This window comes from Leisingera methylohalidivorans DSM 14336 (assembly GCF_000511355.1).
In the GTDB taxonomy this organism is placed as follows: domain Bacteria; phylum Pseudomonadota; class Alphaproteobacteria; order Rhodobacterales; family Rhodobacteraceae; genus Leisingera; species Leisingera methylohalidivorans.
In genome coordinates this window covers 384,349-399,372 of record NC_023135.1, presented here as the reverse complement: position 1 = coordinate 399,372, position 15,024 = coordinate 384,349, and the positions used below count along the sequence as shown (strand labels likewise).

Below are 15,024 nucleotides of genomic sequence, written 5' to 3'. Positions count from 1 at the left end.
TGACTGGCTGCACAGCCATCTGCTTAAGAATATACTCCCGCCGCTGGCGAATTTTCTAAGGCACAACCGGCTTGTCCCGTTTGATCGTACGCAGCACCACATTTGTCTGAGCGCTGGCGACCGCTGGAAGACGGAACAGAAATCCCTCCAGAAACCGGTTGTAGGCATCCAGATCCGGAGCCAGCACGCGAAGGTGGTAGTCGGCCTGTCCTGTTGTGGCGTAGCATTCCTGCACCAGCGGGCTGGTCTCTACTGCGCGGATGAATTCCACCAGCTTGTCCGGATCATGACGTGTCAAATGCACATGCACGATGGCCTGGAACCCAAGCCCCATTGCCGGAGCATTCACCACTGCGCCATACCGCTCGATAATGCCCGCATCCTCCAGCGCCCGCACCCGGCGCCACAGAGCAGAGGCCGACATGCCGACGGCTTCAGCCAGGTCAGCATTGGAAATGCGGGAGTCTTCCTGCAACAGGGTGAGGATACGGCAATCGCGATCGTCAAGTTTCATGGTTCGGTCACTTTCCCCGCCAGAGCACAATATTCTGGATACCTTACCCATAATTATCCGCAAAAGCAGCAATTCAGGCAAATCTCTTCAAGCTAAGTGGTTTAACTTTCCGGACATCACATTCTCCGTGCAAGGACACTCCAAGATGACCAAGCTGAGCCATGATTTCCGCAGCTACAAGCTGGAAGACCGGTACGAAAAGACCCAGGGCCGGGTTTTCCTGACCGGCACCCAGGCCTTGGCCCGGATCATGCTCGATCAGGCGCGCCGCGATCAGGAAGCCGGCTTGAACACTGCGGGTTTTGTCTCTGGTTACCGCGGCTCGCCTTTGGGGGCGGTCGATTTGGAATTTTGGCGCGCCGAGGACCGGATGAAGGAAAACCGGATCAAGTTTATGCCGGCAGTGAACGAGGATTTGGGCGCTACCGCGGTTCTGGGCGCCCAGCAGGCAGTGCTCGATCCGCATTGCGAGGTCGAGGGCGTGTTTTCCATGTGGTACGGAAAGGGTCCAGGGGTGGACCGCTCCGGCGATGCGCTGAAGCATGGCAACGCCTATGGCTCCTCCGCAAAGGGCGGCGTACTGGTCGTAGCGGGCGACGACCACGGCTGCGTCAGCTCCTCGATGCCGCATCAGTCGGATGTTGCCTTCATGTCCTGGTTCATGCCGGTGCTGAACCCGGCGGACGTGTCCGAATTTCTGGAATTCGGCGAGTATGGCTTTGCGCTTTCGCGCTATTCCGGCACCTGGGTTGGGTTCAAAGCTGTGTCCGAAACCGTGGAAAGCGCGCGTTCGGTTGAACTGCGCCCAGACCGCGCGTTCATATACCCCGACCTGCCGGACTATCCCGGCGGGTTGCATATACGCCGCGCCGATCTGCCCTCGCCCGAGATCGAGACCCGTATTCACGCCAAACTGGACGCCGTGCGCGCCTTTGCCGAGGCCAACCCGATCGACAAGCGGATCTATGACATCAAGGACGCGCGCTTTGGCTTTGTCTCCACCGGCAAGGGGCATCTCGACCTGATGGAAGCGCTGCGGCTTTTGGGGCTGGATGAGGCCGCCTGCCGCCGAATGGGCATCGACATCTACAAGGTCGGCATGGTCTGGCCGCTGGACCGCACCGATGCGCTGAAATTCGTGAAGGGCAAGCAGGAGGTGCTGGTTGTCGAGGAAAAGCGCGGCATTATCGAAAGCCAGTTCAAGGAAAACTTCTATGACTGGCCCGGCAGCAAGCCCGAGAAGATGGTCGGAAAATACGACAGCCAGGGGGAGCCGCTGATCCCTTGGACCGGTGAGCTGAGCCCGCTGTTGCTGGCGCCTATCGTTGCCGCACGGCTGGACAAATTTTTCCCGGAGGAAAACCTGCCCGCCAAGGCGGCCGCGCTGGCAGCCGAGCCGCCAAAGGTGCTGAATGTGCCCGGCGCCACCCGAACGCCCTATTTCTGTTCAGGCTGCCCGCACAACAGCTCCACCAAACTGCCCGAAGGGTCCAAGGCGTTTTCCGGCATCGGCTGCCATGTGATGGCCAGCTGGATGGACCGGGAGACTGCCGGCTATGCCCAGATGGGCGGCGAAGGGGTGCCCTGGACCGTGGCCTCGCAGTTCAATGGCGGCAAGCATGTTTTCCAGAACCTGGGCGAAGGCACCTGGTACCACTCCGGATCGCTGGCGATCCGCCAGGCAGTCGCGGCGGGCACCAACATCACCTACAAGATCCTGTACAACGACGCGGTGGCGATGACCGGCGGCCAGCCGGTGGACGGGCCGGTCTCGGTGCATGGCATTGCCCAGACCTGCCGTGCTGAAGGGGTGGACCGGATCGCCCTGGTTTCCGATGACATCGGCAAGTTCAGCCGCGGCGACTTCCCGGCGGGCACCACCTTCCATGACCGCAGTGCGCTGGACAGTGTGCAGCGTGAGTTGCGCGAAATCCCAGGCGTCACCGTCCTGATATACGAACAGGCCTGCGCCACTGAAAAGCGTCGCCGCCGCAAGCGCGGCAAGATGGAAGATCCCAAACGGTTTGCCTTCATCAACGATCTGGTCTGCGAGGGCTGCGGCGACTGTTCGGTGGAATCCAACTGCCTGAGCGTGGAGCCGAAGGAGACGCCGTTTGGCCGCAAGCGCAAGATCAACCTGTCGAGCTGCAACAAAGATTTCTCCTGCCTGAACGGATTCTGCCCCAGCTTTGTCACCGTTGAGGGCGCAACCCGTCGCAAGAAGAAGACCGCGGGCCTGGATGCCGCGCAGCTGACCGCCAAGCTGCCTGCCCCCGCCCTGCCATCGCTGGACGCGCCGTTTGATCTGCTGGTCACCGGCGTCGGCGGCACCGGCGTTGTCACCGTGGGTGCGCTGATCACCATGGCCGCGCATCTGGAGGGCAAGGGCTCCAGCGTTCTGGATTTCACCGGCTTTGCACAGAAGTTTGGCACCGTGCTGAGCTATATCCGCCTGTCGAACGCGCCGGAGACGCTTAATCAGGTGCGCATCGACGAAGGCGGCGCGGATGCGGTGATTGGCTGTGACGTGGTGGTCAGTTCGGCGCCCAAGGCCTCCGCCCATTACCGGGCGGACACCAAGGTAGTGCTGAACCGGGCGGAAATGCCCACCGGCGATCTGGTGCTGCGCCGCGATGCTGACTTGATGGCAGGCCTGCGCGAAAAAACCATTGCCGAAGCCGTCGGTCCCCAGAACCTGTCCGGTTTCAACGCCAATGAGGCCGCGGAGACAATGCTGGGCGACGCTGTGCTGGCCAATGTCATGATGCTGGGTTTTGCTTGGCAGAAGGGTCTGGTGCCGGTGAGTGCCGGCGCGCTGGATCAGGCGATCGAGCTGAACGGCGTTGCCATTGAAAAGAACCGCCTGGCCTTTGCCATCGGCCGTGCCATGGCGGCAGACCCGGAACTGGTCGCCAGCCATTATGAGGAGGCCCCCGAAAAACCCGAGACGCTGGACGCGCTGATTGAGCGGCGCGCGTCGTTCCTCACCGGGTATCAGAACGTGGCTTACGCGGGGCGCTACACCTCTGCCTTGCGGCGGCTCCGCGAGGCGCTGCCTGCCAATGCGCAGGACGAGCTGACGCGTGCGGCGGCGCGATCTCTGTTCAAGCTGATGGCCTACAAGGACGAATTTGAAGTTGCCCGGCTGCTCACCAGCGATGCCTTCCAGCATCAATTGGAGGATGAATTCGAAGGAGATTTCAGCGTCAAATACCACCTCGCGCCGCCTCTGCTGAACTGGAAAAAGGACGCCCGCGGACGTCCAGCAAAACGGGCCTTCGGGGCCTGGCTGCGCCCGGTGATGCACCTTCTGGCCAAGGGCAAGGCGCTGCGCGGTTCGGCCTTGAACATCTTTGGCTATCACGAGGAAGCCCGCCTGCACCGCGGCCTGCTGGCCTGGTATGAGGCCGCGCTGGGGACCATCGCCAGCCGTTACAGCACCGATACGCATGAGGCCTGCCTCAAGGTACTGAATGCGCCAATGGAAATCCGCGGCTATGGCCCGGTCCGGCTGAAAGCGGCTGAGGTGGCACGCACGCAGGCCGAAGAGTTGCTCCGCAGCCTGTAAAACCTCACGCCCGCGGCTGCGGATAGCGCCTCAGACGTCCCAGTGCTGCTTGGTAAACTCGGTGAAGTCCGCCATTTCTTCGGACATCGGCTCGCGCCCGGTGAAAACCTTGAGGTACTCGGACGTCATCTCCAGCCGGTGCGCGTGGGTCTCGTTCGGGTCCGCCATCTCATAGCCGAGCTGCATGTAGTACAGCACCTTGGCCCGGGTTACCGCCTCTCGGTCCGGATAGCCGTAGCGTGCGAACATCCCCGTTAACGCTTCGACCCGGCGCCGGTCCGAGCGGTCCAGCAAGCTGCGCACCTTGCCTGAGCGGCGGGACCAGTCACGTACGGCAAAGTCCAGCGCAGTGTTGAACAGATCGGGGTTGGCGATGCACCGGAACACGTTCAGCACCGCGCCTGTGATAGTCTCGGCCGGCGTCTCGGCCTGGCGCACCATGCCGGCGGTATTGGTCTGCTCCCAGGTTTTGAGCAGCGCATCCAGCAAGTCCTGGCGCGATTTGAAATACCAGTAGAAAGATGAGCGCGAGACCTGCATCCGCTCGGCAAGCGCCAGCACTTTCACCTGCTCCACCCCGTCCGAGATCAGTACATCCATCGCGACATTCAGCCAGTCGTTGCGGGTGACCTTAATGTTGCCGACCAGCGGCTCGGCCTCCGGATCGTCCCGGTGCAGAACAGGTTTTTGCGCCATGTGGGGCCCTTCGGAATGCTTGCGTTCCATGGCATCCTATGCCGGGCTGACGGCTGGCGCCAGCAATGCAATCCTGTCAGCAGGCTATTGCGGCATGGATTGAGTGGCGCCCGGGCCACAGCAGCTCCGCAGTTATTGAAGGGTGGGATATAAATAGGGCCTTTATACACCTGAAGGCACGCTAACGTGAAAACCCGTTATCCTTCTCCGGCAAGCCGGACCAAAAACACCGGATATGCGGAGCGAATGCGGGCTTTTGGCCCTGAGAAGGGCCCATCAGCACAACCGGAAAGCCAACCCATTATCCCTTGCGCAACGGGCATCTGGTCAAATGGGGTTTGACTAAGCAGCCCTCAGCACGCGAAAGTGAAGGAAAAAACAGGGGAAAACATGATCTCATGACTGCCTTGAACCAGCCGGGCGGACAAACTTGAATGCGCCCGCTGCTGTCCGTTGAGAATCTCAGCATCGGGTTTGGCAAGGGTGCCTCCGTCGTAAAGGACGTGAGCTTTGCTGTGCAGCCTGGCGAAACACTTGCCTTGGTCGGGGAGAGCGGCTCGGGCAAGACGGTCTCCTGCCGTGCCGTGCTGCGCATCCTGCCGAAGGTGGCGCAGCTGCGCTCCGGGCGCATCTTGCTGAACACCCGCGGCAGCGAGGTTGATCTTGCGACACTCGACGAACGGCTGATGCGCGACGTGCGCGGCAATACCGTCGCGATGATTTTCCAGGAGCCGATGCGCTCGCTTTCCCCGCTGCACCGGATCGGCAACCAGGTGTCAGAAGTGCTGTGGCTGCATGGCCGCAAGTCCGAACGCGAGGCACGCAAGAAAGTTCTTGAATGTTTTGAGCGGGTCGGGTTCCCCGAGCCGGAACGCACCTACAGATCCTATCCCTTCGAACTGTCCGGCGGGATGCGCCAGCGGGCGATGATCGCCATGGCTATGGTGGCCAAGCCGGATCTGCTGATCGCGGATGAGCCGACTACGGCGCTGGACGTGACTACTCAGGCGCAGGTGCTGGGTCTGATGAAAGAGCTGCAGCACGAAACCGGCATGGCAATGATCCTGGTCACCCATGACCTGGGCGTGGTCGCCAATATGGCAGAGCAGGTGGTGGTGATGCACAAGGGCCGGGTGATGGAATCCGGCCGTGCGGAACCAATGCTACGGACTCCTGCCCATCCGTACACCAAGGCCCTGTTCAACGCGGCCCCGGAAATCCCGGATGAAGCGGTCGTCGCCATCCCGCCGTCACGCGATGATCTGATCATGGAAATGAAGTCGGTCTCCAAAACCTACACTTTGAGAGCCCGCAAAGGCTGGCAAGCTCCAACCTTGATCCACGCCTGCCGCGAGATCGATCTGCTGTTAGCCCGCGGGAAAACCCTGGCTGTCGTCGGCGAAAGCGGCTCGGGCAAGACCACAGCCGCACGGATTGCGTTGGGGGCAGAGCGTCCGGATCCCGGTGGCGAGGTGCTGTTCCGCCCTGACCCTGATCAACCGGCCGTCACTGTGCACAGCATGGACCGCGCCGCACGTACTGCCTTTCAGCGGCAGGCCCAGATGGTGTTTCAGGATCCTTACTCCTCGCTGTCGCCCAGAATGCGCATTCAGGACACCTTGGTTGAGCCGCTGGAGATCCACCGCGTCGGTTCTCGTGCTGAACGCCGGGACAGGGCAGCGGACATGCTGCGGCTGGTCGGCCTGTCGCCGGACATGCTGAAACGCTACCCGCATGCGTTTTCCGGCGGTCAGCGCCAGCGGCTGTCGATCGCGCGCGCGTTGATGCTGGAGCCGGCGCTGATTGTCTGCGACGAGCCGACCTCGGCTCTGGATGTTTCGGTGCAGGAGCAGATCCTGCGGCTGCTGGAGGAAATCCGCGACCAGCAGAACCTGTCTTATCTGTTCATCAGCCATGATCTGGCCGTGGTAGCCCGCGTTGCAGATGAGGTCGCAGTAATGCGGCGCGGACTGATTGTCGAACAGGCGCCGCCGGAAACCTTGTTCTACAATCCCCAGCACCCTTACACCAAGGCGCTGATCGCGGCGCAGCCGGAACCCGATATTGACCGGCCCATAGATCTGAAACTGGTGGCCCAGGGCGCAGGCGCGCCGGATTGCTGGCCCGAAGAATTCCGCTTTAACGGATTCGATGCCCCGCGCCTGGTAAACCTGAAACACCTGGAACCCGGCCATAAGGTGCGCTGCCATGCTTGATGCCCTGAAACCCCTGTTGACGGCTGCCTTCTGCCTTGCACCGTTTTCTGCGCTGTGCGGCCCCGAGGTCCAGGAAAGCAAATTTTGGAGTGCCGAAGTCAAGGCGGGCTACCTGCCGCCTGTGGCCAAACGCCTGCCAGAGGTGCCGCTGGTGGTCGATCTGGCTGCCAAGGGCCGGGACTTTGGCATCGAGGGCGGCACGCTGAACACCATGGTGACCCGCTCCAAGGATATCCGCCAGATGGTTGTCTATGGCTATGCCCGGCTGGCGGGCTACGACGATAGCTACCGGCTGCAGCCTGATATTCTGCTGCGCTATGAGAACCAAGGGAACCGGCGCTACACCCTGACACTGCGGCCCGGCCACCGCTGGTCCAGCGGCGATCCCTTCACCTCAGCCGATTTCCGCTACTGGTGGGAGGATGTCGCCAACCACGAGCTGCTCAGCCCGGCCGGTCCGCCGGATTTCCTGCGCGTGAACGGCAAGCTGCCGCGTGTTAGCTTCCCGGATGAAACCACAATCATTTATGAATGGGACGATCCCAACCCCAGTTTCCTGCACATGCTGGCCCAGGCGCGCCCGCCATTCATCTACCGGCCTGCGGAATACTTGAAACAGTTCCACGCGGATTACGCCGACCCGGATGTGCTGGAAGAGGAGGTCGATTACGCCCGCGTCAAAAGCTGGGCGGCGCTGCACAACAAATACGACAATATGTACAAGTTCGATAACCACGAGCTTCCGACACTGCAGCCCTGGATCAATGCCTCGCCCGGCAAGAAGATCCGCCACCAGTTCGTGCGCAATCCCTATTACCACCGGATCGACAGCCGCGGCGTGCAGCTGCCCTATATCGACACCGTGGAGATGGAGATCGTGACCGCCGGCCTGGTTGCGGCCAAGTCGAACGCCGGTGAGGCCGATCTGCAGGCCCGCGGCCTGGGCTTTCGCGATATTCCGATCCTGCGCAAGGGCGAGAAGGACGGCGCAAACTACAAGACATATCTCTGGGGCTCCGGTGCCGCCTCGCAGATTGCAATCTATCCGAACCTGAATGCCAGGGATCCGGTCTGGCGCGAGGTGCTGCGCGATGTCCGGGTGCGCCGGGCGCTGTCGCTGGCTATCAACCGCCGCGCCATCAACCGGGCGCTCTATTTCAATCTGGCCAAACCCGGCGCCATGACCGTGCTGGAGCAAAGCGAATTCTTTGATCCTGCCCTGCGTGCCGCCTGGGCGGATTTCGACCCGGAGCAGGCCAATCGGCTGCTGGACGAGGCCGGCCTGTCAGAGAAAAACGCCTACGGCATCCGCTATCTGGCCGACGGTCGGCTGATGGAACTTGTAGTGGAAACCGCCGGCGAACGTCAGGAAGTCGAAAATGCACTTCAGATAATCTCGGATGATTGGCGTGATGTCGGGGTCAAACTGGTCATGCGCCCGCTGGACCGTGACATCCTGCGCAACCGGGTCTTTTCCGGCAGCACCCTGGCCTCTGCCTGGTTCGGCTGGGACAATGGCTTGCCGCAGGTCTACACCTCGCCCGCCTATCTGGCGCCAACGGATCAGGTGTTCCTGTCCTGGCCGAAGTGGGGCCAATTCTATCAAACCGGCGGTGACGCGGGTGAGCCGCCTGACATGGCTCCGGCGCAGCAGCTGATGGATCTGATGCAGGATTGGAACATGGCCACCACAGATGCCGAGCGGGCTGCCGCCTGGCGGGCCATGCTGAAGATCCACGCCGATCAAGTTTATGCCATCGGCGTCGTGGCCGCCGCGCCGCAGCCAGTCGTGGTCAGCAACCGCCTGCGCAACGTGCCCGAACAAGCAGTATGGGCCTGGGATCCCGGTGCCCATTTCGGCGTTTACCGGCCGGATGAGTTCTTTTTTGAGGATGGCCAGGGCTGATGGAAATTCTGCGCTACGCCATTTACCGTTTCGGCACCATGCTGCTTACGCTTCTGGTGGTGTCCGTGCTGGTCTTTGCCATCATCAACCTGCCGCCGGGTGACTATCTGTCGAACCAGATTGCCGAGCTGCAGGCCACCGGCCAGTCCGCAGGTGTCGCTAAGGCGGAATTCCTTCGGCAGGAATATGCGCTCGATAAACCCCTGTGGCAGCAATACATGATCTGGATGGGTTTCATGCCTGGTCCGCACGGGTTCTCCGGCATGATACAGGGTAATTTCGGCTGGTCGTTCGAGTTCGACAGCCCGGTTGCCGATATCGTCGGCGACAGCCTGTGGCTTACGGTTCTGGTAAACCTGTCCGCCGTTGTTTTTGTCTACGCGGTAGCGCTGCCGCTGGGGGTGCTGGCCGCCGCGCGGGCCCGCACCTGGATTGATTACACCTCGGCTTTCATCGGCTATCTAGGTCTCGCCACGCCAAACTTCCTGCTGGCGCTGATCCTGTTCTACTATGGCCACCGCTGGTTTGATCTGCCCATCGGCGGGTTGATGGCGCCTGAATACGAAGGCGTGCCGATGAACTGGGACAAGGTGAAATCCATTCTTGTCCACTTGATTGTGCCGACTTTCGTGATCGGCACTGCCGGTGCGTCCGCGATGATGCAACGCCTGCGCGCCAATATGCTGGACGAACTGGGCAAGCCTTACGTGGAAACCGCAATTGCCAAAGGTATGGCACCCTCGCGGATGCTGACCAAATATCCGCTGCGGGTTGCCTTCAACCCCTTTGTCGCAGACATCGGCAACTTGCTGCCCGCAATGATCTCAGGCTCGGTTCTGGTTTCGGTGGTGCTGGGGCTGCAAACCATCGGTCCGACCCTGCTGACCGCACTCAAGACCCAGGACATGTTCCTGTCGGGCTTCGTGCTGATGTTCGTCGCGTTGCTTACGCTGATCGGCACCATGGTTTCAGATGTATTGCTGGTGCTGCTTGACCCGAGGATCCGGTATGAGGGGCGCGGCGCATGACCCGGCTGCCTGATGGACGTTACGTCGATGATGAGCCTTTCGACCCGCAGGCCTCGCTGCTGGAGCTGGAGCGCAAGGACCTGGACGCGCCCAACTGGCTGCTGGTCTGGCGCAAGTTCAAGACCCACAGGCTCGGACTGATTTCGGGCCTGTTTCTGCTGGTCGCCTATTTCATGATCCCGTTTGCCGGCTTCATCGCGCCCTACGGTCCAAACCAGCGCTTTTCAGAGCACCTGTATTCCCCTCCGCAATCGATAAAGCTGTTCCACGAGGGCGCCTTTGTGGGTCCCTTCGTTTACCCGATGACGTCCGAGGCCAATCTGGAAACTTTCCAGTGGGAATTCAGTCCTGACACCTCGCGTCCGCTGAAGCTTAAATTTTTCTGCGAGGGCACAACGTATAAGCTGGCAGGTCTCATCGAAAGCAACCGCCACCTGTTCTGCGCGACCGAAGAGGCGACGATCTTTATCCTGGGGTCCGACCGGCTCGGCCGCGACATCTTCAGCCGCGTTTCCTATGGCGCACAGCTGTCGCTTACTGTGGGGCTGATCGGCATTTCCGTGTCCTTTGTGCTTGGTATCTTCTTTGGTTCGCTGGCAGGATATCTCGGCGGCAAAACCGATTGGCTGATAAACCGGGTGATCGAAATCCTGCGATCCCTGCCTGAGCTTCCCTTGTGGCTGGCGCTTTCTGCCGCGGTGCCCTCGAACTGGTCTCCGGTTGCGGTGTTCTTTGTCATCTCAATCATCCTCGGGATTCTTGACTGGCCGGGGCTTGCAAGGTCCGTGAGGGCAAAGTTCCTGTCCTTGCGCGAAGAAGAATATGTGCGCGCCGCAGAGATGATGGGCGCCTCTTCCGGCCGGGTGATCCGCAAGCATCTGCTGCCAAACTTCATGTCGCATCTGATTGCCTCGGCCACGCTGTCGATCCCGGCGATGATCCTGGGCGAGACCGCGCTGTCTTTCCTCGGCCTTGGGCTGCGCGCACCGGCGGTCAGCTGGGGCGTGATGCTGAACGATGCGCAAAACCTGGCCTCGATTGAGATATATCCTTGGACCGCGGTCCCGATGCTGCCGATTGTGATCGTCGTGCTCGCCTTCAACTTTCTCGGCGACGGGCTGCGTGACAGCCTCGATCCTTACGAGCAATGACCCTGCTGACCGCCCTCCCCGCGCCTGGCAGCTACCGCCTGGCGGGCACCGGGCGATGGTGCAGCGTTTTTGCGGTTACCGAACTTGCCAATGCCTCAATCGCCGCAGCGGGGCTGGAACTGGCGCAGCTGATATCGGCGCTGAACCTGGCGCCCGTTGCGCCGGAGGTCACAGTGGACCAGCGCCTGGCTTCGCTCTGGTTCAGCTGCAGCTTGCGCCCCGTGGGCTGGGAGCTTCCCAGCCTTTGGGATCCGATTGCCGGCAATTATCAAGCCGCAGACGGCTGGATCCGCCTGCACACCAACCTGCCGCACCACCGCCGGGCTGCTCTGCAGGTGCTCGGCTGCGAGGGAAATCGCTCCGGTGCAGAAGCCGCAGTCAGGCATTGGCAGGCCGGTATTCTCGAAAAGGAGATCGTGACCGCAGGCGGCGCGGCCGCCGCCATGCGCAGCCGGACGGACTGGCTGGCGCATCCTCAAGGCAGCGCTGTGGCGGCCGAACCGCTGATCCACTGGATCTCCCCCCGCAAGATCCAACTGCGAAACAGGCCAGAGGCGACGGCTGACCGCCCGCTTGCCGGTCTCAGAGTGCTGGATCTGACCCGGGTTCTGGCCGGGCCGGTCTCGACCCGCACATTGGCTGGCTTCGGGGCAGAGGTGCTGCGCATAGATCCTCCCGGCTGGGACGAACCGGGGGTCATATCCGACATTTCACTGGGCAAGCGCATGGCATCCCTGGACCTGCGCAGCAACGAGGGACGCCAGCGGTTTGAGACGTTGCTGTCCAACACCGATGTTCTGGTGCATGGCTACCGCCCGGGTGTGCTGGATGGCCTGGGCTACGGCGCGGACGCCCGCCGCCGGATCGCTCCCAATGCGGTTGAAGTGACTCTGGATGCCTATGGCTGGACCGGCCCCTGGGCCCAGCGGCGCGGCTTTGACAGCCTGGTGCAGATGAGTGCAGGTATCGCCGAAACAGGCCGCGTCCAGGCCAGGACGGGCAATCCGCACCCTTTACCGGTGCAAGCGCTGGACCATGCCACGGGCTATCTGATGGCAGCAGCAGTGCTCTCGGCCTTGGCAGCCGCCGCACAGGGAGAGGAAGTGCCCGCGGCCCGTCTGTCGCTTGCCCGCACTGCAGAACTGCTTGCCGGACTGCAGAAATATGCCGAAGGATTGGATCTCACCAAACCGGCGGACAGCGACTATAATCCGGAGATTGAAAACAGCGGCTGGGGTCCGGGCCGCCGCCTTGCTGCGCCGCTCGGCCTGGATACCAGCCGGATGCGATGGGACCGGCCCGCTTCCCGTTGCGGCAGCGCTCCCGCGTGCTGGCCGCAATAGCCAATAAAGAAGGGCGCTGCCCCTATGGCTTGCAGCCAGCTCACCCCGGAGTTATTTCTGGGAGATATACTCCCGCCGCAGGCGGCGGCGCGCGCCTGCGCGGCGCCATGCCAAACCCCAAGCGGAGCGCGCAATCGATCCAGCACGGGGGCGGGAGGACGCCGGCCCGGCATTTGCTCAGCGGTCATCGCCGCCCGGTCCGCCCATCTCGTCCAGAAGATCTTCGTCAATTGCCGCCTGCGCTGCCCCTGCGGCTGCCTCTTTCTGCTTCGGCGTCATCTCATCGGCCTGATCCGGCGCCAGCCGCACGGTGACCTCTCGATGGGCAAATCTGATGCCCTCGCGGGCAAATAATTCACGGATCTCCTGGTACACCCGCTTGCGGACAATCCACTGATCTCCTGGTTTGGTCATGAATTTCACACGGATGATCATCGCCGAATCCTGCATTTCGATCACACCCTGGGACTTCAGCGGCTGAATAAAGGTATGTCCGATTACCGGGTCATCCATCAGCTTCTGGCCAAGCTTCTTGATCAGCTTGCGAACCTTCTCCACATCAGTGTCATAGGTCACGCGCATCGGCAGTTTCATCATTACCCAGTCACGCGAGTAATTGGTCAGCACTTTGATTTCGCCAAAGGGGATCGTGTGCAGCGCGCCCAGATGATGGCGCAGCTGGAAAGAACGCACCGAGATTTTTTCGACCGTGCCCTTTACATCGCCGATATCGATGTATTCGCCCTTGCGGAAGGCATCATCAATCAGAAAGAAAGCGCCGGAGAAGATATCCCGCACCAAAGTCTGCGAGCCAAAGCCCACCGCCAAGCCGACCACACCGGCACCGGCAAACAGCGGGCTGACGTTGATGCCCAGTTCCAGCAGCACAATCAGCACGATCGAGACCAGCACCACCGCCAGAATTGCTCCGCGGAACAGCGGCAGCAAAGTGGCCAGGCGGCTGGCACCGCCAGCCCCGCCTTCATCCCCCAGTTCCCCGGGTTCCACTTCACCGACCTCCTCGTCGATCTTGCTGTCTATCCAGATCCGGAACAGGTGATAGACGATATAGCCGATGAACAGAATCACGGTGACATCAATCACCCGATCAGCCGCCATCGTTTCGGTCCAGCGGGCATCCGGGTTCCAGACTATCACCAGCGAATAGGCGCCAACGACAAAGGCAAGAATCCCCGCAACCCGGCGGGCAAGATCCTCGTAGGTGGCGATCGGGTGTTTTGCAGGTAAGGGGGCGGCATCATCTTCACCGGTCCCTGGACCATCTGCAGATATCTCCGCCAAGGCCTCCTGGGCCGGGTCTGCTTCCTGTGCCCCGGCAGGTGCCTCATTCGGATCCGGGTCTGCCGCTGCCTGTACCGTCCTGTTGCGGCCGAAATAGCGTTCGATAAAGTAATTGATCGCCCCATAGACGATCAGGATCGTGGTCAGCACAATATAGCTTCCCGCCATCAGCGGGATCGAGATTTCCTTTTCCAGCACCAGGTCAAAGGCCAGCTTGAACCAGCCAAAGGCCATATAGGCCATCAGCACCGGCGCCCAGACCACCGACAGGATACGTACCAGCCAGGAACATTCCTCAGGCGTGCGGCCTGCGCGGATGGCGTTGGAAATGGCGCGCCCGTTGACCAGCAGCATCAGCAGATTGCCCAGCATCCCCGTCAGCGCCAAAACCCCGTAGACCAATGCATAAACATTATAATTCAGGCCGAAATCGCCAACCCAGGTGGCAAACAGTGTCGACGAAATGTCATAGGTCGCCAGCAAGGATGCCCAGATATAGAGCCGCTTTGCGTCCCGGTCCGAAAACACCGGTATGCGGTACTGGGCCAGGAACGGCGACAGCACCATCCGCCACAGATCGGACACCGTGCGGGCCAGGAAAAAAGCCGTGTAGACGGCCGTTGCCGTGAATTCGATTGACGGATCACCCGAGGCCCCGAAGATCAGATAGGACGTAAGGGCTGCAAAAACCATCGCAAAAACAGTGGCCCCGATCCCCATCAGGAACCGGTACACCAGGAATGGCATCTTTTCCTTATAGCCTTCCGGGCTGGCCTGGATCCGGGCGACCACAAAACGCTTGGCGATGCGTTTGCCGTAGATCTCTGTCGACATCCAGCGCCCGATCAGCAGGAACAAGACACTCCAGCCCAGTACCTCGACATAAGTCATGATGCGGCCGTCCGGGCTGGTCTGGCGCAGGATGTACTGCATCTCGAAGATCGAGTATGGCAGCGCTTCAAGGCGGCTGTTCAGTTCTGCGCGGAACGCCCCCACCCTGGATTGCGCCCTCATCAGCATCGAAGGCTGTTCCTTGGTGCCGGATGCCGGGCGGCCGGCTTCCTCTGCCTCGTCCGGCGGCGCATTCAGCAGCTGACCGCTGCTGTCGACCACGACCACACTGACGCCGCTTTCCGCCGCCTGCTTGATCGCCCTGGACAGCGCATCCGCTCCGCCCGTGTCACTTTCCTGCGCGCCGGCGTGAGCCGCCAGCCCGATACTTAGCAAAGCGCAAAGCAAAACCCGGAACAGATGCTGCAGCATGAACGCTTATCCTTTTGGAAACTTGCGCCAAATTAAC

The 15,024-nt window shown here is 61.3% G+C and carries 9 protein-coding genes; 6 read left to right on the top strand and 3 right to left on the bottom strand.

Going from position 1 to position 15,024, the window contains the following annotated elements:
- Nucleotides 1–55: 55 nt before the first annotated feature.
- Entirely contained in the window at nucleotides 56–514 is a 459-nt protein-coding gene (locus METH_RS02030) for an Lrp/AsnC family transcriptional regulator (protein ID WP_024088735.1), read from the bottom strand.
- 145 nt (nucleotides 515–659) lie between these two features.
- Between METH_RS02030 and METH_RS02025 the strand changes: the two genes are divergently transcribed.
- Nucleotides 660–4,082 carry an indolepyruvate ferredoxin oxidoreductase family protein gene (locus METH_RS02025; RefSeq protein ID WP_024088734.1) on the top strand — a complete coding sequence of 1,141 codons (3,423 nt, stop codon included), beginning with the start codon at nucleotides 660–662 and terminating at the stop codon, nucleotides 4,080–4,082.
- Between the two features lie 30 nt (nucleotides 4,083–4,112).
- Here the strand turns inward: METH_RS02025 and METH_RS02020 are convergent, their stop codons facing one another.
- Nucleotides 4,113–4,778: a TetR/AcrR family transcriptional regulator gene (locus METH_RS02020; protein WP_024088733.1), complete on the bottom strand. Its 666-nt coding sequence runs from the start codon at nucleotides 4,776–4,778 to the stop codon at nucleotides 4,113–4,115.
- 434 nt (nucleotides 4,779–5,212) lie between these two features.
- Here METH_RS02020 and METH_RS02015 point away from each other — a divergent pair, with 434 nt between their 5' ends.
- Genes METH_RS02015 through METH_RS01995 form a run of 5 tightly spaced genes read left to right on the top strand, consistent with a single transcriptional unit; the run spans nucleotide 5,213 to nucleotide 12,422 of the window.
- A complete protein-coding gene (locus METH_RS02015; protein WP_024088731.1) occupies nucleotides 5,213–6,994 on the top strand; it encodes an ABC transporter ATP-binding protein in 1,782 nt (593 codons plus the stop codon).
- Nucleotides 6,987–8,900 (top strand): ABC transporter substrate-binding protein, encoded by a 1,914-nt coding sequence (locus tag METH_RS02010; protein ID WP_024088730.1) that lies wholly within the window; start codon nucleotides 6,987–6,989, stop codon nucleotides 8,898–8,900. The genes METH_RS02015 and METH_RS02010 overlap by 8 nt, the downstream gene beginning before the upstream one ends.
- Entirely contained in the window at nucleotides 8,900–9,928 is a 1,029-nt protein-coding gene (locus METH_RS02005) for an ABC transporter permease (RefSeq protein ID WP_024088729.1), read from the top strand. Before METH_RS02010 ends, METH_RS02005 begins: the two co-directional genes overlap by 1 nt.
- Nucleotides 9,925–11,079 (top strand): ABC transporter permease, encoded by a 1,155-nt coding sequence (locus tag METH_RS02000; protein WP_024088728.1) that lies wholly within the window; start codon nucleotides 9,925–9,927, stop codon nucleotides 11,077–11,079. Before METH_RS02005 ends, METH_RS02000 begins: the two co-directional genes overlap by 4 nt.
- Nucleotides 11,076–12,422 carry a CoA transferase gene (locus METH_RS01995; protein WP_024088727.1) on the top strand — a complete coding sequence of 449 codons (1,347 nt, stop codon included), beginning with the start codon at nucleotides 11,076–11,078 and terminating at the stop codon, nucleotides 12,420–12,422. Before METH_RS02000 ends, METH_RS01995 begins: the two co-directional genes overlap by 4 nt.
- Nucleotides 12,423–12,599: 177 nt before the next feature.
- Here METH_RS01995 and METH_RS01990 read toward each other — a convergent pair whose 3' ends face one another.
- On the bottom strand, nucleotides 12,600–14,987 hold the full coding sequence (locus tag METH_RS01990; protein ID WP_024088726.1) for a mechanosensitive ion channel family protein: 2,388 nt from the start codon (nucleotides 14,985–14,987) through the stop codon (nucleotides 12,600–12,602).
- Nucleotides 14,988–15,024: the final 37 nt, after the last annotated feature.

What these genes read in the sequence shown, in the direction of transcription:
- METH_RS02005 (WP_024088729.1), top strand. Translation starts at nt 8,900, where the DNA reads ATGGAAATTCTGCGCTACGCCATTTACCGTTTCGGCACCATGCTGCTT.
- METH_RS01990 (WP_024088726.1), bottom strand. Translation starts at nt 14,987, where the DNA reads ATGCTGCAGCATCTGTTCCGGGTTTTGCTTTGCGCTTTGCTAAGTATC.
- METH_RS02020 (WP_024088733.1), bottom strand. Translation starts at nt 4,778, where the DNA reads ATGGCGCAAAAACCTGTTCTGCACCGGGACGATCCGGAGGCCGAGCCG.
- METH_RS02015 (WP_024088731.1), top strand. Translation starts at nt 5,213, where the DNA reads ATGCGCCCGCTGCTGTCCGTTGAGAATCTCAGCATCGGGTTTGGCAAG.
- METH_RS01995 (WP_024088727.1), top strand. Translation starts at nt 11,076, where the DNA reads ATGACCCTGCTGACCGCCCTCCCCGCGCCTGGCAGCTACCGCCTGGCG.
- METH_RS02030 (WP_024088735.1), bottom strand. Translation starts at nt 514, where the DNA reads ATGAAACTTGACGATCGCGATTGCCGTATCCTCACCCTGTTGCAGGAA.
- METH_RS02025 (WP_024088734.1), top strand. Translation starts at nt 660, where the DNA reads ATGACCAAGCTGAGCCATGATTTCCGCAGCTACAAGCTGGAAGACCGG.
- METH_RS02010 (WP_024088730.1), top strand. Translation starts at nt 6,987, where the DNA reads ATGCTTGATGCCCTGAAACCCCTGTTGACGGCTGCCTTCTGCCTTGCA.
- METH_RS02000 (WP_024088728.1), top strand. Translation starts at nt 9,925, where the DNA reads ATGACCCGGCTGCCTGATGGACGTTACGTCGATGATGAGCCTTTCGAC.